Source organism: Mycobacterium sp. MS1601 (assembly GCF_001984215.1).
Lineage (GTDB): Bacteria > Actinomycetota > Actinomycetes > Mycobacteriales > Mycobacteriaceae > Mycobacterium.
In genome coordinates this window covers 6,379,547-6,399,008 of the sequence record NZ_CP019420.1, presented here as the reverse complement: position 1 = coordinate 6,399,008, position 19,462 = coordinate 6,379,547, and the positions used below count along the sequence as shown (strand labels likewise).

The window sequence follows — 19,462 nt, the reverse complement described above, 5'->3', positions numbered from 1 at the left end:
CAGCCCAGTAGGGTGTCGGCGTGACGGCGCGGCCTTTGAGTGAACTGGTGGACGACGGCTGGGCGCAAGCTCTGGCCCCGGTGGCCGCGCAGGTCACGCAGATGGGGGAGTTCCTGCGCGCCGAATTGGCGGAGGGCCGCGGATATCTACCGGCAGGTCCGAACGTGCTGCGGGCGTTCACGTTTCCGTTCGAATCCGTGCGGGTGCTCATCGTGGGACAGGACCCGTACCCGACACCGGGACATGCGATCGGTCTGAGCTTCTCGGTGGCCCCCGATGTGCGCCCGCTGCCACGCAGCCTGTCCAACATCTTCACCGAGTACAGCGCCGACCTCGGCTTTCCGGCTCCGTCGTCCGGTGACCTGACGCCGTGGTCACAGCAGGGCGTGATGCTGCTCAACCGGGTGCTGACGGTGCGCCCCGGGACACCGGCCTCCCACCGAGGCAAAGGCTGGGAGGCTGTCACCGAGTGTGCGATCACGGCGCTGGTGCAACGTCCCACGCCGTTGGTGGCGATCCTGTGGGGGCGGGACGCGTCGACCTTGAAGCCGATGCTGGGCCCTAACTGTATGGCCATCGAGTCCCCGCACCCGTCGCCGCTGTCGGCGTCGCGGGGCTTCTTCGGCTCACGCCCCTTCAGCCGTGCCAACGCACTGTTGGCCGAGATGGGTGCCGAGCCGATCGACTGGCGGCTTCCGTGAGGGCCACGCACTCCCCGGGCGGCTCGGTACTGGCGGGTGGGGCGGATACCACAAAGGCGCTGCACCCGGACATGGGTGCAGCGCCTTTGCAGATAGCGTCTTAGGAACCGTCTTCCTCGTCACCGCCACCCGTCTCGTTCGGGTAGTAGTCCGGAACGGGCACGATGGTCGTGGTGGTCGGAGTCAGCGTGGGGGCCGGCTCCGGACCGGGGCTCGGGGTGGGCTCTGCCGACGCAACTCCGACGGTGACCACCGTGGCGGCGGCCGCGGCGAAGCCGGCAGCAGTCAGAGCAATGGTGCGGGGAGTGAACTTGTGTGCGGTCATGCCACTACGGCTACCCCGCAAACAAATTCAACTAACCCGGCTAACTGGGAATCTTTCTTCCCAGCTAAGCGTTTAGCCCTGCTTGATGACCTTGCCGGCCTTGATGCACGACGTGCAGGCGTTGATGCGCTTCTTGTTGCCGCCGGGACGGGTCACGGCGTTCACGCTCTGGACGTTCGGATCCCAGCGACGGCTGGTCCGGCGATGGGAGTGCGAAACCGACTTGCCGAAGCCGGGGCCTTTCCCGCAGATATCGCATACGGCAGCCATGTAGAACTCCTCATCCGAAACTCGATTACTGGATCACACACAATGACGGGCCAACGACCGCTGGTGCGGGTGACCCGACAACCTGAACAGAATACCGGCCGGTGCGGTGAACACCAAAACGCTGTCCACAACCCCGGCGCGCGGGAAGTTCGGCAGAAGCTGTCGTCGCCACTGACTAGGCTGGCGCCGCACAGGATGGCGGGTAGTGGGAGGTCTGAGCATGGCGGATCGTCGCCTCGACGGCCCGGCCCTGCTGTCGTGGGCACACGCGTGTGTCGGGGATCTGATCACGCACACCGACGAGATCAACCGCCTCAACGTGTTTCCCGTCGCCGATGCCGATACCGGCACCAACATGCTGTTCACCATGCGGTCGGCTCTTGCCGAGGCCTCCGCGGCCGAAGCGGGAGCGGGGCCCGCGGACATCGCTTCACGACTGGCCCGTGGCGCACTGCACGGGGCCAGGGGTAACTCGGGGATGCTGTTGTCCCAGATCCTGCGCGGCCTCGCCGAGGTGACCGCTACCGACGCGGCCGAGGTCGACGGCACCACCATGGCCTCGGCGCTGCGGCACGCGGAGGGGCTGATGGTGTCCGCGCTGGGCGGTGAGGTGGTGCCGGGCACCATCGTCTCGGTGCTGCAGGCCGCCGCTGCCGCCGCCGAGCACGGCACGGCTGCCGGCGGTCCCCTGGGTGATGTGGTGGCGGCAGCCGGTGATGCCGCGGTGGTGGCCCTGGAGAAGACCCCCGACCAGCTGTCGGTCCTGGCCGAGGCCGGCGTCGTGGATTCCGGTGGCCGCGGACTGGTGGTACTCCTCGACGCCCTACGGGCCACCGTCACGGGGTACACGCCGGTGCGTCCGGCCTACGAACCGCGGCCTGCGGCCAGATCGGCGGCGGTGGTGGCGCCGCCACCCGCGCAGTTCGAGGTGATGTATCTGCTCGCCGGCTGTGCGGGAGCCGCGGTCGACGGGTTGCGGGGGCGCCTGGAGGCCCTTGGTGATTCCGTGGCCCTGGCCGAAGCACTGCCTGAGGGCGGATTGTCCGTGCACGTCCACACCGACGACGCGGGAGCCGCCGTCGAAGCAGGTCTGGTCTACGGCACGCCCAGTCGCATCCAGATCTCGGTGCTCGCCGCCACCGGCAAGTCGGCTCCTGGGGGTTTCACCGCCGAGCGGGCGGTGCTGGCCGTGGTGGACGGTGACGGCGCTGCCGACCTGTTCGCCGGCGAAGGGGCGATGGTGCTGCGCGCCGACACCGCCATCGACGCCCGGCAACTGGTGCGCGCGCTCATCGACACCGGAGCCGCTCAGGTGATGGTGCTGCCCAACGGTTATGTCGCAGCCGAGGAACTGGTGGCCGGCTGCACCGCGGCCATCAGCTGGGGAATCGATGTGGTCCCGGTCCCGGCCGGGTCCATGGTGCACGGATTGGCGGCGTTGGCGGTACATGATCGGACCCGTCGCGCCGTCGACGACGGATACACCATGGCTGCCGCGGCAGGCGCCACCCGATACGGGTCGGTGCGGGCGGCGGCGGAGGCGGCTCTGACGTGGGCGGGGCCGTGCCGGGTGGGCGACGGTCTTGGCATCATCGGCGGCGAAGTGCTTGTGGTTCGTCACGACATCACCTCGGCTGCAAGGGGTTTGATCGATCTGATGCTGGGCGTAGGTGGTGAGTTGGTCACCGTGCTGCTGGGACAGGGCGCCGGACCGGAGATCGGGGCGACGCTGGCCAAGCACGTGCACCTGCACCACCCGGGCACCGAACTCGTCGACTACCAGACCGGGCACTCCGGTGACATCGTGATCATCGGAGTGGAGTAGATGGCGCAACTCGGGGATCCGCTGGATTTTGTCATCGGCAAGAAGGCCGCGGCCAAGCTCGATGAGGTGTTCGGTCTCCGCACGGTCAACGATCTGCTGCGGCACTACCCACGCAAGTACAGCAAGGGCGCCACGGTGCTCGGCGACGACTCTGCCCCGCAGGCAGGTGAGCATGTCACCTTCGTCGACACCGTGAGCAAGGTCGACGTGCGTTTTACCAAGGCGAGGAAGGAGTACATGGTGGTGACGCTGACCGACCGGAACGTGACCGCCACCTTCTTCAACGCCAAGTACCTGAAGAACAGTCTGGTGAAAGGCACCCGACTGATGATCTCGGGGGAGATCGGGTTCTTTCGGGACCAGATGCAGCTCACCCACCCGGCCCACCTGGTGCTCGATGCCCCCACCGGCCGGCTGCGTGGCAGCGCCAACCTCAAAGCCCTTGCCGTCAAAGGGGAGGACGGCGAACTGGACATGTCGGTCTTCGAACGGGAGTTCTTCCCCATCTACCCGGCGAGTGCCAAACTGCAGAGCTGGGACATCTACGCCTGCGTCCGCCAGGTGCTCGAGGTGCTGGATCCGGTGGCCGAGACGTTCCCGGAAGACTATGTGCGCGAGCACAATCTGATGTCGCAGGACGAGGCGCTGCGCGCGATACACCTGAGTGAGAACAGCGAGGAGCGCGCCAGGGCGGTCGAACGGTTGACGTTCGACGAGGCCGTGGGCATGCAGTGGGCACTGGTGGCCAGTCGGTACAGCCAGAAGCGGGAGCCCGGCCCGCCTGCGCCTCCGATCACCGGCGGGATGCGTGACCGCCTGCTCGGCCAGTTGCCTTTCGACCTGACCAAAGGGCAGGTCGACGTGCTGACCACCCTGTCCGACGAACTGTCCGCCGACGTGCCGATGAACCGGATGCTGCAAGGCGAAGTGGGTTCCGGCAAGACCATCGTTTCGGTGCTGGCGATGTTGCAGATGATCGATGCGGGCTACCAGTGTGCGCTGCTGGCTCCAACGGAAGTGCTTGCCACCCAACACGCCCGTGGCATCCGCGAGGTACTCGGCCCCATCGGTACGGCGGGTGAGCTCGGTGGCGATCAGTCCGGCACCCGGGTGGCGCTGTTGACCGGATCCTTGTCGGCGGCCCGCAAGAAGCAGGTTCGTGACGAGATCGCCGCGGGGGAGGCGGGCATCGTCATCGGGACGCACGCCCTGCTGCAGGACACCGTGGAGTTTCACCGCCTCGGGATGGTGGTGGTGGACGAGCAGCATCGCTTCGGTGTCGAGCAACGAGACCTGTTGCGTGCCAAGTCTTCTGCGGGCATCTCGCCACATCTGCTGGTGATGACGGCGACACCCATCCCGCGTACCCTCGCGTTGACGGTCTACGGTGACCTGGAGACGTCCACGCTGCGGGAGCTGCCCCGGGGCCGAAAGCCCATCGACACCAAGACGGTGTTCGTCAATGACAAGCCTGCCTGGCTGGCCCGGGTGTGGGCGCGGATCAGCGAAGAGGTGGCCGAGGGCAGGCAGGCCTACGTGGTGGCCTCGCGTATCGACGACGTGGAGACCGAGGAGAAAGGCCCGCGCCCCATCCCGGTCACCACTCTCTACGAACACCTCAAGGACGGGCCGCTCAAGCACGTGCGGGTGGGACTCATGCACGGCCGCCTCGACCCCATCGAGAAGGACGCCGTGATGACGGCGTTCAAGGCCGGTGACATCGACGTGTTGGTGTCCACCACGGTCATCGAGGTCGGTGTTGATGTCCCCAACGCCACCGTGATGGTGGTGGCCGATGCCGACCGTTTCGGTATCAGCCAGCTACACCAGCTCCGCGGCCGCATCGGCCGGGGCGGTCATGCCAGCCTCTGCCTGCTGATCTCTCAGCTGCCGGAGGGGTCGAGCTCGGGTCAGCGTCTCAAGGCGGTGGCAGCCACCCACGACGGCTTCGAGTTGGCGGAACTGGACCTCGACCAGCGCAGTGAAGGAGATGTGCTGGGCCTCAACCAGTCCGGGCGGTCGTACCACCTGCACTTTCTGTCGCTGCGCGAGCATCGCGAGATCATCGAGGATGCCCGCGCCATGTGTGAGGCGGTCTACGCGAGGATTCCGCATGATCCGGGTCTGGCGTCGCTGGCGGCGTTCTTCACCGAAACCGACCTCATCGAGTTCCTGGAAAAGACATGAAGCGCACCACGCTGGTGTGGCTCGCGCTGGTCGCGGCGCTGTCGGTTACCGTGGCCTACCAAACGGTGTCGACGTCGGCCGAGCGGACCGCAGCCCACGTGGCTGAGGCTGATGTCCCGACGGTAGCGCCGGGTGTGGATGTTCTGGCCGGGGTGTCCGAAGTGCCGGCACGGATCCGTAGCGGTGACTACCGGCGAGCAGCCTTTGGTGAGGCGTGGACCGACGACAACTCGGCTCCCGGCGGGCGCAACGGTTGTGACACCCGCAACGACATCCTCGACCGTGACCTGATCGACAAGACCTACGTCGCGATCAGTCGCTGCCCCACCGCGGTCGCTACCGGCGTGCTGCGGGATCCCTACACCAGCAAGACGATTCCCTTCGTCCGTGGAGCTCAGACCGGTGATGCCGTTCAAATCGAGCACATCGTGCCGTTGGCGTATGCCTGGGACCAGGGTGCCCGGAACTGGACTGACGAGATGAGGGTCAGATTCGCCAACGACCCCGCCAACCTCGTCGCGGTTGATGGACCGACAAATCAAGACAAAGGTGACGCCGAGCCCGCGTTCTGGATGCCGCCGAATGCGGCGTTCCACTGTCAGTACGCGGTGCAGTTCATTGCCGTGATGCGGGGTTATGGGCTGCCTATCGATGCGCCCTCACTGCCAGTGTTACGGGATGCCACAGCGACCTGTCCGAACTGACACCAAGGACGATGAAGGTATCGCTGATCGGTTACGCACAAGTCGTGGTGGGTGATTGTGTAGTGCCGGACTGTTCACCGCGTCAGTGAAATCACAGCGTCGAAAAGACTCTCTGCGCAGCGTGAGGCGCACAAGCGCCGCCGGACCTGCGCGGTGGATGCCGCCCGATGCGGCGTTGCACTGCAGAAGGCAGTGGTCACCTGTCCGAAGGGATGAGCGCAGCGGTTGCCCGGCCACCGCTGATCTGCAAATCTTCCAAGACCACCCGACGACAGCGCCGCCGTCCGGATCACCTGCTCCGGAGGCTCGCCATGACGTCGACACTGAATGCCCACCCCGTCAATGACGCCTTGCTGGACCGGGCCCGCAGGGTGATCCCGAACGGCATGTACGGCCACCAGCTTGCCACCGGATTATGGCCTGGCGCACCACAATACATCGCGCGGACAGCCGGCTCGAGGCTCTGGGACGCCGACGGCCACGAGTACATCGACCTGCTGTGCTCGTGGGGGCCGATCATCCACGGCTATCAGCACCCCCGCGTCGAAGAGGCCGTCACCCGGCAGCGAGAACTGTGCGACACCGCCAACGGGCCCACCGAACACATGGTGACGCTCGCCGAGAAACTGGTGTCGGTGGTGGAGCACGCTGACTGGGCGATGTTCGCCAAGAACGGCTCCGACGTCACGACGCTGTGTCTGACCATTGCCCGGGCGCACACCGGGCGGTCGGTGATCCTGGTCGAGGAGGGTACCTATCACGGGGCGCTGCCCTGGTGTAATCCCGACAAGACAGGAGTGCTGCCCTCCGACCGTGCGGGTCTGGCCTACTACACCTACAACGACCTGGCCGGTGTCGAGAAGCTGGCGGCCGAGCACAGCGGCGATCTTGCCGGCATCATCGTGGCACCGTTTCGGCACGACCCCGCAGGGTCGGATCTCGAGATGGTGGATCCTGCGTTTGCGCAAGGACTTCGGCGGATCTGCGACGAGAACAACGCGGTGCTGATCCTCGATGAGGTGCGCACCGGGTTCCGAATGTCGTTCGGAGGCAGCTGGGAGCAGTACGGGGTGCGGCCCGACCTCTCGTCGTGGAGCAAGGCGATCGGCAACGGCTATCCCGTCGCGGCGGTGCTGGGCGCACAAGCCCTGCGGGAGTCGGCCGGCTCGTTTTTCGTCACCGGGACCTTCTGGTTCTCCGCGGTTCCCATGGTGGCCGCACTGGCCACCATCAACCTGCTGGACGAGGTCGACGGGGTGACGCAGATGTTCACCCGTGGCCAACAGTTGGTCGACGGCCTACATGAGCAGGCCGTCGCACACGGGCTGCCGGTGACGCTGACCGGGCCGGTCACGATGCCGTACCTGTCGTTTGCGGGGGAGTCCGACCACGAGGTGACCCTGGCGTGGACGGCCGAATGTGCAGCGCGTGGAGTGTTCGTGCACCCCAAACACAACTGGTTCATCTCGACCGCACTCACCGAGGCCGACGTCGACGAGGTGCTGGTGGCCACCGACGGCGCGTTCGCCGAGGTGGCCAAGCGCTTCTACTAAGGACCGGTGTAGGTCATCGGGTCCGGGCGGAACCGGGTGCCCTCATCCAGGCCGTTGAGTGTCTCCATGTCGGCGGCGCTGAGCTCGAAACCGAAGACGTCGAGGTTCTCGGAGATCCGCTCGGCCGACGAGGAGCGTGGGATCACCACATTGCCCAGCTGCAGGTTCCAGCGGATCAGAACCTGTGCGGGCGACTTGCCGTAGGACGCCGCGATGGTGGTGACCGCGGGGTTCTGCAGCACCTTGCCGATGCCCAGCGGGCTGTAGGCCTCGGTGACGATGCCGTGGTCGGCATTGACGGCGCGCAGTGCCGACTGGTTGAGCAGCGGGTGCAGCTCGATCTGGTTCACCGCAGGGGTGAAGAACGTCAGGTCGATGATGTCGGAGAGGTGCTCGGCGGTGAAGTTGCACACGCCGATGGACTTGGCCAGGCCGTCGGCCTGCGATCGCATCATGCCGCCGAAGCTGTCGATGTACTTGCCGCCCTCGGCGTAAGGCCAGTGGATCAGGTACAGGTCGACGTACTCCATGCCCAGGCGCTCGAGACTTGCCTTGATGGCGTCCTGTGAGGACTGGAAACCCTGGTCGGCCACCGCCAGCTTGGTGGTCACGAACACCTCGGCGCGCGGGATGCCGGAGGCGGCGATCGCGCGCCCCACTGCCGCTTCGTTCCCGTAGACCGCGGCGGTGTCGATCAGGCGGTATCCGAGTTCGAGCGCGGTGGACACCGCGTGCTCGGTCTCGGCATCCCCGAGCTCGCCGACGCCCAAGCCGAGCGCCGGCATGGTGTTCTCGTCGTTGAGTCCGATCGATGGAACGGTCCCCGACTGGCCGGTCAACGTCATCTCACCTACCTGTTTGAAGTCAGATTTTCCTGGTCCACGATATTCCCCCGCCGTATTGCGACCTAATTCAACACACACTCGGGTGATCTGGGTCATGCAATACCGTCAACCCCATGAGCCGTAGAAGGTTGCCGACGCCAGTGCTGCGAGCCAGCACCCGCGTCTCGCCCGCTCTGTTCTCAGTGCTGCCGTCTCCGATGATCCGACTGCTCAACGGTGTGCGCAGTGTGGTGATCGACGGCAACACCTTGGATCCGACTCTGCAGTTGTTCCTCGGCGCCCTGCGCTTGTCCGGAGTCACAGGCATGGTGTCCGACGACGACGTGGCCCTGAGCCGCACATTGATGCACGACGTCTGCACTGCTCTCGGCGGTCCGGTGCGCCAGGCGCGGGTTGACGACCTCGTTGCTCCCGGCCCCGCCGGCCCTGTCACCATCCGCCGTTACCGCGCCGACGATTCCGCGCCCGCGCTGGTGTACTTCCACGGAGGCGGGTTTGCGCTGGGCGATCTGGACGGTTACGACACGGTGTGCCGCCGGATCTGCCGAGACGCCGGCGCCCAGGTGTTCTCCGTGGACTACCGGCTGGCACCCGAGCATCCGGCGCCCGCCGCGGTCGACGACTGTTGTGCGGCTTACGCCTGGGTCGTCGCGCATGCCGATGAACTCGGGCTCGACGGCGGCGTCGCGGTGGCGGGGGACAGTGCCGGGGGCGCGCTGGCGGCGGGTGTCGCGCAGTGGGCAGCCGGGTCCGACGTTCCGGCGCCGTCGCTGCAGTTCCTCATCTACCCGGTCGCCGATCTGGGCGCCCACACCCGGTCGCGGACGTTGTTCGCCGACGGCTTCGTGCTGACCGGTCACGACATGGACTTCTTCCGGCATGCCTACCTGGACGGATCGGCGATGGCCGTCACCGACCCGCGGGTGTCACCGCTGCTGGCCGAGGATCTGACCGGTCTGCCACCCGCGCTGGTGGTGACGGCGGGCTTCGATCCGCTGCGCGACGAGGGCGATCAGTACGCGGCGGCGTTGGACGCAGCGGGAGTCCCGGTGGACCTGCGTCGGATGGGATCGATGACGCACGGATTCCTCAACTTCGCCGGCCTGGGGGGCGGAGTCGAACGGAGTGTGGCCGAAATGCTGTCCGCGCTGCGGGCTCACTTGCGCCGGGGTGACACCCGTGCAATCGCGCCGCCGGTACGCTAGAAGCGCCAAACCCGCGAGCGCAAGGATCACCAACCTGTGGCCACCAAACCCAAGAAACCCGCGAAGTATGACCTGAAGGCGGGCGAGCGCAAGCGCAATCTGGCGATCCAGATCGGCCTGACCGCCGTCGTCGTCGTCTTCGCCGTGGCACTCGTGCTCTACATCGTGATGTCCAGCGACAAGCAGTCCGGCGGCCAGGTGCAGGCCGTACGCGTCGCAGCCGCCGACGTGATGACCAACGAGGGCACCAGCGACCCCAAGGCCGTCATCTCGCTCTACGAAGACTTCCAGTGCCCGCACTGCCGCTCCTTCGAGCAGGCCATGGGGCCCACGCTGAAAAAGCTCGTCGACAGTGGTGCCGTCGCCATCGACTACCACATGGTCGCGATCCTGGACACGCCGACGAACAAGAACTACTCGACCCGCTCCGCCAACGCCGCCTACTGCGTCGCGAACGAGGACACCACCCCGATGAAGGACTCGTTCCGTCGGTTCCACGGTGCGCTGTTCGCGCAGCAGCCCCAAGAGGGTTCGCCCGCACCGGACAATGCCTCACTCATAGAGACGGCGCGCCAGGCCGGTGTCGCCGGCGAGGTGGCCGAGTGCATCGACAAGGGCAACTACAACGACATGGTCGACGGCCTGGCCGCTGCGGCTGGGATCAACTCCACCCCGAGCGTGCGGATCAACGGCGAGGACTATCAGTACAGCACCCCTGAAGCCCTGATTGCCAAGGTCGAAGAGATCGTCGGCGACGTTCCCAGCCTCGACGCGGCACCGGCGCCTGCAGCATCGTGACCGCGGCACCGGCAGCAGGCGTGACGCCCGAGACTCCGTCGGAGTCGCAGGCGTCACGCCCGGGCGTCGCAGTGGGCAAGCCCAGCGCACTGTGGATCCTGATCGCAGGCATCATCGGGCTCGCAGCCGCGGCCACGCTGACCATCGAGAAGATCGAGCTGCTGCTCGACCCGACCTATGTACCGTCGTGCAGCCTGAACCCGGTGCTGTCGTGCGGTTCGGTGATGGTGACACCACAGGCCTCGGTGTTCGGCTTCCCGAACATGCTGATCGGCCTGGTCGGGTTCACCGTGGTGATCGTGACGGGTGTGCTGGCAGTGGCCCGGGTTCGGCTGCCGCAGTGGTACTGGGTGGGCTTGGCGCTCGGCAACACTTTCGGTGTCGCCTTCGTGCACTACCTGATCTTCCAGAGCCTCTACCGGATCGGCGCCCTGTGCCCGTACTGCATGGTTGTCTGGACGGTGATGATCCCGCTGTTCGTGGTGTCGGTGTCCATTGCGCTGCGCCCGCTGGGCGGCAATCCCGTGCTTCGGGTGCTGTATCAATGGCGTTGGTCTCTGGTTGCGCTGTGGTTCACCACCGTTGTGCTGATGATCCTGGTCCGGTTCTGGGATTACTGGTCCACGCTGATCTGAGGGTGGATCGGCGGTTTGCGCGCAGTCAGTCCGCGAGTTCGCCCACCCATCTGGTTGTGACTCTTGCCAACATCCGGGTTCACAAAGTTTGCTGATTTGCCAGGGTCGGTTCACAGGATAGTGAACAACCTATTTGTTCAGGCACCTTTCGCTCGCGATACAGCCTCAGGTAGATTGCTGGGGTGTTCTCAAAGGTATTGGTCGCCAATCGTGGTGAGATCGCGATCCGGGCGTTTCGCGCGGCGTATGAGCTGAAGATCGGCACGGTGGCGGTCTACCCGTACGAGGACCGCAACTCGGCGCATCGGCTCAAGGCGGACGAGTCGTATCAGATCGGCGAGGTCGGCCACCCGGTGCGGGCCTACCTGTCGGTCGACGACATCGTTGGCACGGCCGTGGCGGCCGGAGCGGATGCGGTGTATCCGGGGTACGGCTTCATGTCGGAGAACCCGGAGCTGGCTGCGGCGTGTGCGGCGGCGGGCATTACTTTCGTCGGGCCTTCCGCGGAGGTGTTGGAGCTCACGGGTAACAAGTCGCGTGCCATCGCGGCGGCCAAGGCGGCCGGGCTGCCGGTGCTGGCGTCCTCGGCGCCGTCGGCGGATGTCGAGGAGTTGCTGGCGGCGGCCGAGTCCATGGAGTTCCCGGTGTTCGTCAAGGCGGTCGCCGGTGGTGGTGGCCGTGGTATGCGCCGGGTCGCCGAGCCCGCGGCGCTGCGGGAGTCCATCGAAGCCGCCAGTCGTGAGGCGGAGTCGGCGTTCGGGGATCCGACGGTGTTCCTGGAGCAGGCGGTCATCAATCCCCGCCACATCGAGGTGCAGATCCTGGCCGACACCTACGGCAACGTCATCCATCTCTTCGAGCGGGACTGCAGTGTGCAGCGTCGCCACCAGAAGGTCATCGAGCTGGCCCCGGCGCCCAACCTGGACCCGGCGTTGCGGGACAAGATCTGCAGTGATGCTGTGGCATTCGCCAGCCAGATCGGCTACTCGTGTGCCGGCACGGTGGAGTTCCTGCTCGACGAGCGGGGCAATCACGTCTTCATCGAGATGAACCCGCGGATCCAGGTGGAGCACACCGTCACCGAGGAGATCACCGATGTCGACCTGGTCTCCAGCCAGTTGCGGATCGCTGCCGGGGAGTCGCTGGCCGATCTCGGGTTGAGCCAGGACACGATCGTGGCCCACGGCGCGGCGCTGCAGTGCCGCATCACCACCGAGGACCCTGTGAACGGTTTCCGTCCGGACACCGGCCGGATCACCGCCTACCGCTCACCCGGTGGTGCGGGGATCCGCCTCGATGGCGGCACCCAGGTGGGCGCGGAGGTCAGTGCCCACTTCGATTCGATGCTGGTGAAGCTGACGTGCCGGGGCCGGGACTTCTCGACGGCGGTGCGTCGGGCCAGGCGCGCGGTGGCGGAGTTCCGCATTCGTGGCGTCTCGACGAACATCCCGTTCCTGCAGGCGGTTCTGGACGACCCTGACTTTGTGGCGGGTCGGGTGACCACCTCGTTCATCGACCAGCGCCCCGAGCTGTTGACGGCCCGTTCGTCGGCGGACCGCGGCACCAAGATCTTGAACTATCTGGCCGATGTGACGGTGAACAAGCCGCACGGCGAGCGCCCGTCGACGGTGTATCCGCATGACAAGCTGCCCGATCTCGACCTCTCGGTGGCCCCGCGCGCGGGGTCGAAGCAGAAGCTGGTGGAGCTGGGTCCGGTGGGGTTCGCTCAGTGGCTGAAAGACAGCCCTGCCCTGGGTGTCACGGATACGACGTTCCGCGACGCGCATCAGTCGTTGTTGGCGACGCGGTTGCGCTCGACGGGTCTGCTGAAGGTGGCGCCGTATGTGGCGCGGATGATGCCGGAACTGCTGTCGGTGGAGTGCTGGGGTGGCGCCACCTACGATGTGGCGCTGCGCTTCCTCAAGGAAGACCCGTGGGAGCGGTTGGCCGCCCTGCGTGAGGCGTTGCCGAACATCTGCCTGCAGATGCTGTTGCGCGGCCGCAACACCGTGGGCTACACCCCGTATCCGGAGATCGTCACCTCGGCATTCGTGGACGAGGCGGCGGCCACCGGCATCGACATCTTCCGGATCTTCGATGCGCTCAACAACATCGACTCCATGCGCCCGGCGATCGACGCGGTGCGCGCCACCAACACCACCGTCGCCGAGGTGGCGATGTCCTACACCGGTGATCTGTCCAACCCGGCCGAGGACCTCTACACCCTGGACTACTACCTGCGCCTGGCTGAGCAGATCGTCGACGCCGGAGCCCACGTGCTGGCCATCAAGGACATGGCCGGACTGTTGCGTCCACCGGCGGCCGCCACCTTGGTCTCGGCGTTGAAGTCCCGGTTCGATCTGCCGGTGCATGTGCACACCCACGACACCCCCGGTGGGCAGCTGGCCACCTACCTCGCGGCCTGGCAGGCCGGCGCCGATGCCGTGGACGGGGCGGCCGCACCGTTGGCGGGCACCACCAGCCAGCCCGCGCTGAGCTCGATCGTGGCCGCGACCGCGCACACCGACCGCGACACCGGCCTGGACCTGGCCGCGGTGTGTGAGCTCGAGCCGTACTGGGAGGCGCTGCGCAAGGTCTATGCGCCATTCGATGTTGCAGCGAGTGGTCCTCCCTCTCCCACGGGCCGGGTGTACACCCACGAGATCCCGGGCGGGCAGCTGAGCAATCTGCGCCAGCAGGCCATCGCCCTGGGATTCGGGGACCGCTTCGAAGAGATCGAGGCCAATTACGCAGCGGCAGACCGCATTCTGGGCCGGCTGATCAAGGTCACTCCCAGCTCGAAGGTGGTCGGCGACCTCGCGCTGGCCCTCCTCGGTGCCGGTATCTCCGCCGAGGAGTTCGCCGCTGACCCAGCCAAGTACGACATCCCTGACAGTGTGATCGGGTTCCTGCGCGGCGAACTCGGCGAGCCGGCGGGCGGATGGCCGGAACCGTTGCACACCTTGGCTCTTGACGGCCGCGGCCCGGCCAAGCCGGAGACCCCGCTGAGCCTCGAGGACGAGGCGGTTTTGGCCCAGCCCGGCGGCAAACGTCAGGCCACGCTGAATCGGCTGCTGTTTCCTGGCCCCACCAAGGAATTCGAGGCGCACCGCGACACCTACGGCGACACCTCCCAGTTGTCGGCCAACCAGTTCTTCTACGGGCTGCGCCACGGCGACGAACACCGGGTGCAGTTGGAGAAGGGCGTGGAACTGCTGATCGGGTTGGAGGCCATCTCCGACGCCGACGAACGCGGCATGCGCACCGTCATGTGCATCATGAACGGCCAGCTGCGCCCGGTTGTCGTCCGCGACCGCAACATCGCCTCCGAGGTACCCACTGCGGAGAAGGCCGACAAGACCAACCCGGACCAGGTGGCCGCACCGTTCGCCGGTGTCGTCACCGTCACCGTCGCTGTCGGCGACGCGATCGAGGCAGGGCAGACCATCGCCACCATCGAGGCCATGAAGATGGAAGCCGCCATCACCGCCCCCAAGGCCGGCACTGTCGCCCGCATCGCCGTCTCAGCCACCGCCCAAGTCGAAGGCGGTGACCTGCTGGTGGTCGTCAGCTGACCCGCATCATCGCCGGATCCGCCGGCGGCAGACGGCTCACGGTGCCCCGAAGGGCACCAGGCCGACCACCGACCGGGTGCGCGAATCGCTGTTCAACCTGTTGGCGGCGCGGTTGGACTTCACCGGCCTCCATGTTCTGGATCTGTACGCGGGTTCGGGTGCTCTCGGGCTGGAGGCGCTGTCGCGTGGGGCGGCGGGCGTGGTGCTGGTGGAAAGTGATCAGCGCGCCGCATCGGTGATCGCCGCGAACATCACCGCGCTGGGACTGGCGGGTGCCGCGGTGCGCCGCGGCACCGTGGCCGCTGTGGTCGGCGGTTCGGCCACGGCGGCAGCGGATCTGGTGTTCGCCGACCCGCCCTATGACGTGTCCACTGCCGACATCGAGGCCGTGATCGACTCTCTTGATCAGAACGGTTGGGTGACAACAGGTTCGGTGATGGTGGTGGAGCGCGCCAAAGGCAGCGCTCCGGTTTCGTGGCCTGATGGGTGGTCGCCCTGGAAGCCCCGCACCTACGGTGACACCCGGCTCGAGATGGCCGAGCGGACCTAGGCTGTCGGCCAGCGGCTGCTAGCGTCGGGTGCCATGAGCGGCGCCGTGTGTCCAGGTTCCTTCGACCCGATCACGCTAGGCCATCTCGACATCTTCGAACGCGCCGCGGCACAGTTCGACGAAGTGGTGGTGGCTGTATTGGTGAACCCGAACAAGGTGGGCATGTTCACCCTGGAGGAGCGCATCGCCCTGATCGAGGAGTCGACCACCCACCTGCCGAACCTGCGGGTGGAGTCGGGGCAGGGGCTGGTCGTCGACTTCGTGAAGGCCCGGGGCCTGACCGCGATCGTCAAGGGGCTGCGCACCGGCACCGATTTCGAGTACGAGCTGCAGATGGCGCAGATGAACAAGCACGTGGCCGGGGTGGACACCTTCTTCGTCGCCACCACGCCGCAGTACTCGTTCGTCTCGTCGTCACTGGCCAAAGAGGTGGCCACCCTCGGCGGTGACGTCAGCGATCTGCTGCCCGGGCCGGTGAACGCGCGGCTGCGGGCGAAGCTCGGGCGTGACTGAATCCAGCCAATCGGCGACACACCGGAGCGAGCAGCGCAGTCACAGGCGTAACACCAGGCACACTTGTAACAACAACGAGGCCTGGAGGGGTGCGCTGTGTACCGAGTATTTGAAGCGCTCGATGAATTGGGCGCCATTGTCGAAGAGGCCCGCGGCGTCCCGATGACGGCCGGCTGCGTGGTCCCGCGTGGTGATGTGCTCGAACTCATCGACGACATCAAAGACGCGATCCCCGGCGAACTCGACGACGCCCAGGACGTACTGGACGCCCGCGACAACATGCTGCGTGAGGCCAAGCAGCACGCTGACGGCATGGTGTCCTCGGCCACCGCCGAAGCCGACTCCACGCTGGGGCATGCCCGCGGCGAGGCCGACCGCTTGCTGGCCGATGCCAAGTCGCAGGCCGACCGGATGGTCGCCGAGGCCAGGCAGCACTGCGAACGAATGGTCGGCGAAGCCCGCGAGGAGGCGAACCGGTTGGCGGCCAACGCCAAACGTGACTACGAGACCGCGGTGGGCCGGGCCAAGGCCGAGGCCGACCGACTGGTGGAGAGCGGCAACATCTCCTACGAGAAGGCCGTCCAGGAAGGCATCAAGGAGCAGCAGCGCCTGGTGTCGCAGACCGAGGTGGTGCAGTCGGCGCAGGCCGAGGCCGCCCGGTTGATCGACACCGCCCACGCCGAAGCCGACCGGCTGCGCGGCGAATGCGACATCTACGTCGACAGCAAACTTGCCGAGTTCGAGGACTACCTCAACGGGACCTTGCGTTCCGTGGGCCGCGGCAGGCACCAGCTGCGCACCGCTGCCGGCACTCACGACTACGTGCAGCGCTGACGGGTTCATCCGAAGGCGGTTGGAGACCCTCCGCGCCGTAGAATTGCGGTCATGTCTGCAGCGAAGAGGGCGGCGTCTAATACCGCGGCGGCGCATCGACACCCCCCGTCGGTGCTGGTATTCGATATCTCCCGCCTCGGCCGCCGTCCCGGTTCGATGTTGCACGTCGAGCAGACGGTCCCCAGCCCGTCGCGTATCGGCCTCGACCTCATCGCGATCCAGCAAGGTGCCCCGCTGGAGTTGGATCTCGACTTCCAGTCGGTGTCCGAAGGTGTGCTCGTCACCGGCACCGTCGACGCCCCCACCTCCGGTGAGTGCGCGCGGTGCCTGGAGCCGGTGACCGGAACCGTGGCGATAGAGCTCACCGAGTTGTTCGCCTACCCCGACAGCACCACCGAGGCCACCACCGAGGAGGACGAGGTGGGTCACGTGGTCGACGACACGATCGATCTCGAACAGTCCATCGTCGACGCCGTCGGACTGCAGCTCCCGCTCGCACCGCTGTGCGGCCCGGACTGCCCCGGTCTCTGTCAGACCTGCGGCGTGCCGCTGGCCACCGCCGAGCCCGATCACCACCACGACGTCATCGACCCGCGCTGGGCCAAGCTCAGTGAATTCCTGCCCGAGGGCAGTGAGGGTGCTCAGTGACAGAGCCTGACGACCGCCGGCCACTGATCGAGGCGCTGGGCGTGGACCTGGAGCCCGAGCTGCTCACGCTGGCGCTGACCCACCGCAGTTATGCCTACGAACACGGCGGCCTGCCCACCAACGAGCGGCTGGAATTCCTCGGTGACGCGGTGCTGGGACTGACCGTCACCGATGAGCTGTATCACCGCCATCCCGACCGGGCCGAAGGCGATCTGGCCAAGCTGCGGGCCTACATCGTCAACACCCAGGCGCTGGCCAGTGTCGCCCGCGGTCTCACCGACGATGGCCTCGGGCACTACCTGCTATTGGGCCGCGGCGAGATCAACACCGGCGGCGCCGACAAGTCCAGCATCCTGGCCGACGGCACAGAGTCGTTGCTCGGCGCGGTGTATCTACAGCACGGTATCGACACCGCCCGCAAGGTCATCCTGCGGCTGTTCGGTGCACTCCTCGACAGCGCGCCCACCCGTGGAGCCGGCCTGGACTGGAAAACCAGCCTCCAAGAGCTCTGTGCCTCAAGAGGTTTGGGATCGCCGACGTACGGTGTGTCGTCCGTCGGTCCCGATCACGACAAAGAGTTCACCGCCACCGTCATCGTCGCCGACGTCGAGTACGGCGCCGGAACGGGCCGGTCCAAGAAGGAAGCCGAACAGAAGGCGGCAGAACAGGCCTACCAGGCCATCGAGGCCCAAGAACCGGATGCCTGAACTCCCCGAAGTCGAGGTGGTCCGGCGAGGGTTGCAGGCACACGTCGCAGGCAAGGCCATCACCGCCGTTCGGGTGCATCATCCCCGCGCGGTGCGCAGGCACGAGGCGGGCCCCGCGGATCTGACCGCGCGCCTGCTGGACAACCAGATCACCGGAACCGGCAGGCGCGGCAAGTACCTGTGGCTCACGCTCGGCAGCGGAGAAGCGCTGGTGGTGCACCTCGGTATGAGCGGGCAGATGCTGCTGGGGCCGGTCCGTCGCGCCGAGCATCTGCGCATCGCCGCACTGCTGGACGACGGCACCGCTTTGAGTTTCGTCGACCAGCGCACCTTCGGTGGCTGGATGCTGACCGAGCTCACCACCGTCGACGGCACCGAGGTGCCCGACGTGGTCGCCCACATCGCCCGTGATCCGCTGGATCCGCGGTTCGACCGTGATGCTGTGGTGAAAGTGCTGCGCGGCAAGCACTCTGAGATCAAACGCCAGCTGCTGGACCAGACAGTGGTCTCGGGCATCGGCAACATCTACGCCGACGAGGCGCTGTGGCGGTCGAGAGTCAACGGCGCTCGCATCGCCGAGACGCTGACCAAGCCGACGTTGGCGCGCATCCTCGACCACGCAGGCGATGTCATGCGTGACGCGCTGGGCCAGGGAGGCACTTCGTTCGACTCGCTCTACGTCAACGTCAACGGCGAATCGGGCTACTTCGACCGCTCCCTGGACGCCTACGGCCGCGAAGGGCAACCCTGTCGTCGCTGCGGGGCGGTGATGCGCCGGGACAAGTTCATGAACCGGTCGTCGTTCTACTGCCCGAAATGCCAGCCGCGTCCTCGTGGTTGAGGTCGGTACCGGATCTGCGTCGACGAGAAAAGAGACACACATGACCGAACTGTGGGTGGAGCGCACGGGTGGCCGGCGCTACACGGGTAAGAGCTCGCGCGGAGCGGAGGTGCTGATCGGCTCCGAGGACGTCGACGGCGTCTTCACCCCCGGCGAGTTGCTCAAGATCGCGCTGGCCGCGTGCAGTGGGATGTCCAGCGACGTTCCGCTGGCGCGTCGTCTCGGTGACGACTACCAGGCCACCATCAAGGTGTCGGGGCCGCCGGATCGCGAGCAGGAGCGCTACCCGCTGCTGCAGGAGGTGCTCGAGATCGACCTGTCCGGGCTGTCGGAGGCCGAAGCCGAGCGGGTGCGCACCGTGGTCAACCGAGCCATCGACCAGGTGTGCACCGTGGGCCGCACGCTGAAATCCGGGACCGAGGTCACCTTCGAGATCGCCGACAAGAGGCCATGACTTCCGACGACACCACCGACGTCCGGTTGACCGCCTGGGTGCACGGCCACGTCCAGGGGGTGGGTTTTCGCTGGTGGACGCGGTCGCGTGCGCTGGAGCTGGGGCTGACGGGCTACGCCAAGAACCAGGACGACGGCCGCGTGCTGGTGGTGGCCCAGGGCCCCCGAGCCGCCGCGGAACGATTGCTGGCACTGCTGCGCGGTGACCACACGCCCGGCCGGGTGGACACCGTGGTGGCCGACTGGTCGGCGCCAGGTGAGCTGATCCGGGGCTTCAGCGAACGCTGAGGCCT

The 19,462-nt window shown here is 66.7% G+C and carries 19 protein-coding genes and 1 pseudogene; 17 read left to right on the top strand and 3 right to left on the bottom strand.

Annotated elements, in window-relative coordinates:
• Positions 1-20: 20 nt before the first annotated feature.
• A complete protein-coding gene (locus BVC93_RS30605; protein ID WP_083740675.1) occupies positions 21-701 on the top strand; it encodes a uracil-DNA glycosylase in 681 nt (226 codons plus the stop codon).
• A gap of 100 nt (positions 702-801) precedes the next feature.
• Here BVC93_RS30605 and BVC93_RS30600 read toward each other — a convergent pair whose 3' ends face one another.
• Positions 802-1,026 carry a hypothetical protein gene (locus BVC93_RS30600; protein WP_083740674.1) on the bottom strand — a complete coding sequence of 75 codons (225 nt, stop codon included), beginning with the start codon at positions 1,024-1,026 and terminating at the stop codon, positions 802-804.
• A gap of 72 nt (positions 1,027-1,098) precedes the next feature.
• A complete protein-coding gene (rpmB, locus tag BVC93_RS30595; RefSeq protein WP_083740673.1) occupies positions 1,099-1,296 on the bottom strand; it encodes a 50S ribosomal protein L28 in 198 nt (65 codons plus the stop codon).
• Between the two features lie 220 nt (positions 1,297-1,516).
• On the opposite strand from rpmB, the gene BVC93_RS30590 reads away from it, so the two are divergent.
• From BVC93_RS30590 to BVC93_RS30575, 4 genes are all read left to right on the top strand, one after another.
• A complete protein-coding gene (locus tag BVC93_RS30590) occupies positions 1,517-3,121 on the top strand; it encodes a DAK2 domain-containing protein (protein WP_083741486.1) in 1,605 nt (534 codons plus the stop codon).
• Entirely contained in the window at positions 3,122-5,308 is a 2,187-nt protein-coding gene (recG, locus tag BVC93_RS30585) for an ATP-dependent DNA helicase RecG (RefSeq protein WP_083740672.1), read from the top strand.
• Positions 5,305-6,012: an HNH endonuclease family protein gene (locus BVC93_RS30580; protein ID WP_083740671.1), complete on the top strand. Its 708-nt coding sequence runs from the start codon at positions 5,305-5,307 to the stop codon at positions 6,010-6,012. Before recG ends, BVC93_RS30580 begins: the two co-directional genes overlap by 4 nt.
• A 311-nt stretch (positions 6,013-6,323) precedes the next feature.
• Positions 6,324-7,565, top strand: coding sequence for an aspartate aminotransferase family protein (locus BVC93_RS30575; protein ID WP_083741485.1), 1,242 nt, complete (start codon positions 6,324-6,326; stop codon positions 7,563-7,565).
• Here the strand turns inward: BVC93_RS30575 and BVC93_RS30570 are convergent.
• Positions 7,562-8,410, bottom strand: coding sequence for an aldo/keto reductase (locus BVC93_RS30570; protein WP_083740670.1), 849 nt, complete (start codon positions 8,408-8,410; stop codon positions 7,562-7,564). The genes BVC93_RS30575 and BVC93_RS30570 overlap by 4 nt on opposite strands.
• Before the next feature lie 113 nt (positions 8,411-8,523).
• Here BVC93_RS30570 and BVC93_RS30565 point away from each other — a divergent pair, with 113 nt between their 5' ends.
• The 12 genes and pseudogenes from BVC93_RS30565 to BVC93_RS30510 all read left to right on the top strand — a co-directional run bounded on the left by BVC93_RS30565 (position 8,524) and on the right by BVC93_RS30510 (position 19,457).
• Positions 8,524-9,615, top strand: coding sequence for an alpha/beta hydrolase (locus tag BVC93_RS30565; RefSeq protein ID WP_083740669.1), 1,092 nt, complete (start codon positions 8,524-8,526; stop codon positions 9,613-9,615).
• A gap of 36 nt (positions 9,616-9,651) precedes the next feature.
• Complete coding sequence (locus BVC93_RS30560) at positions 9,652-10,413, top strand: DsbA family protein (protein ID WP_083740668.1); 762 nt, start codon at positions 9,652-9,654, stop codon at positions 10,411-10,413.
• 20 nt (positions 10,414-10,433) lie between these two features.
• Positions 10,434-11,048, top strand: coding sequence for a vitamin K epoxide reductase family protein (locus BVC93_RS30555; RefSeq protein ID WP_083741484.1), 615 nt, complete (start codon positions 10,434-10,436; stop codon positions 11,046-11,048).
• A gap of 182 nt (positions 11,049-11,230) precedes the next feature.
• The gene (locus BVC93_RS30550) at positions 11,231-14,623 is read left to right on the top strand and encodes a pyruvate carboxylase (RefSeq protein WP_083740667.1); all 3,393 of its coding nucleotides are present in this window, start codon (positions 11,231-11,233) and stop codon (positions 14,621-14,623) included.
• A pseudogene (gene rsmD, locus BVC93_RS30545) lies at positions 14,620-15,173 on the top strand (16S rRNA (guanine(966)-N(2))-methyltransferase RsmD). The gene BVC93_RS30550 and the pseudogene rsmD overlap by 4 nt, the downstream one beginning before the upstream one ends.
• A 33-nt stretch (positions 15,174-15,206) precedes the next feature.
• The gene (gene coaD, locus BVC93_RS30540; RefSeq protein ID WP_083740666.1) at positions 15,207-15,686 is read left to right on the top strand and encodes a pantetheine-phosphate adenylyltransferase; all 480 of its coding nucleotides are present in this window, start codon (positions 15,207-15,209) and stop codon (positions 15,684-15,686) included.
• A gap of 96 nt (positions 15,687-15,782) precedes the next feature.
• Positions 15,783-16,520, top strand: coding sequence for a cell division protein SepIVA (sepIVA, locus tag BVC93_RS30535; protein WP_083740665.1), 738 nt, complete (start codon positions 15,783-15,785; stop codon positions 16,518-16,520).
• 51 nt (positions 16,521-16,571) lie between these two features.
• The gene (locus BVC93_RS30530; protein WP_192860143.1) at positions 16,572-17,168 is read left to right on the top strand and encodes a YceD family protein; all 597 of its coding nucleotides are present in this window, start codon (positions 16,572-16,574) and stop codon (positions 17,166-17,168) included.
• On the top strand, positions 17,165-17,875 hold the full coding sequence (gene rnc, locus BVC93_RS30525) for a ribonuclease III (RefSeq protein WP_083740664.1): 711 nt from the start codon (positions 17,165-17,167) through the stop codon (positions 17,873-17,875). The genes BVC93_RS30530 and rnc overlap by 4 nt, the downstream gene beginning before the upstream one ends.
• A complete protein-coding gene (mutM, locus tag BVC93_RS30520) occupies positions 17,868-18,716 on the top strand; it encodes a bifunctional DNA-formamidopyrimidine glycosylase/DNA-(apurinic or apyrimidinic site) lyase (RefSeq protein WP_083740663.1) in 849 nt (282 codons plus the stop codon). The genes rnc and mutM overlap by 8 nt, the downstream gene beginning before the upstream one ends.
• A gap of 40 nt (positions 18,717-18,756) precedes the next feature.
• Positions 18,757-19,170, top strand: a complete 414-nt coding sequence (locus BVC93_RS30515; protein WP_083740662.1) for an OsmC family protein — start codon at positions 18,757-18,759, stop codon at positions 19,168-19,170.
• Complete coding sequence (locus tag BVC93_RS30510) at positions 19,167-19,457, top strand: acylphosphatase (RefSeq protein ID WP_083740661.1); 291 nt, start codon at positions 19,167-19,169, stop codon at positions 19,455-19,457. The genes BVC93_RS30515 and BVC93_RS30510 overlap by 4 nt, the downstream gene beginning before the upstream one ends.
• Positions 19,458-19,462 lie beyond the last annotated feature (5 nt).

Bases quoted from the DNA above. Each gene is read 5' to 3' on its own strand.
- BVC93_RS30600 (WP_083740674.1), bottom strand. From the start codon at position 1,026: ATGACCGCACACAAGTTCACTCCCCGCACCATTGCTCTGACTGCTGCC.
- BVC93_RS30515 (WP_083740662.1), top strand. From the start codon at position 18,757: ATGACCGAACTGTGGGTGGAGCGCACGGGTGGCCGGCGCTACACGGGT.
- BVC93_RS30580 (WP_083740671.1), top strand. From the start codon at position 5,305: ATGAAGCGCACCACGCTGGTGTGGCTCGCGCTGGTCGCGGCGCTGTCG.
- BVC93_RS30510 (WP_083740661.1), top strand. From the start codon at position 19,167: ATGACTTCCGACGACACCACCGACGTCCGGTTGACCGCCTGGGTGCAC.
- recG (WP_083740672.1), top strand. From the start codon at position 3,122: ATGGCGCAACTCGGGGATCCGCTGGATTTTGTCATCGGCAAGAAGGCC.
- coaD (WP_083740666.1), top strand. From the start codon at position 15,207: ATGAGCGGCGCCGTGTGTCCAGGTTCCTTCGACCCGATCACGCTAGGC.
- BVC93_RS30530 (WP_192860143.1), top strand. From the start codon at position 16,572: ATGTCTGCAGCGAAGAGGGCGGCGTCTAATACCGCGGCGGCGCATCGA.
- BVC93_RS30575 (WP_083741485.1), top strand. From the start codon at position 6,324: ATGACGTCGACACTGAATGCCCACCCCGTCAATGACGCCTTGCTGGAC.
- BVC93_RS30590 (WP_083741486.1), top strand. From the start codon at position 1,517: ATGGCGGATCGTCGCCTCGACGGCCCGGCCCTGCTGTCGTGGGCACAC.
- rpmB (WP_083740673.1), bottom strand. From the start codon at position 1,296: ATGGCTGCCGTATGCGATATCTGCGGGAAAGGCCCCGGCTTCGGCAAG.
- mutM (WP_083740663.1), top strand. From the start codon at position 17,868: ATGCCTGAACTCCCCGAAGTCGAGGTGGTCCGGCGAGGGTTGCAGGCA.
- BVC93_RS30570 (WP_083740670.1), bottom strand. From the start codon at position 8,410: ATGACGTTGACCGGCCAGTCGGGGACCGTTCCATCGATCGGACTCAAC.
- BVC93_RS30565 (WP_083740669.1), top strand. From the start codon at position 8,524: ATGAGCCGTAGAAGGTTGCCGACGCCAGTGCTGCGAGCCAGCACCCGC.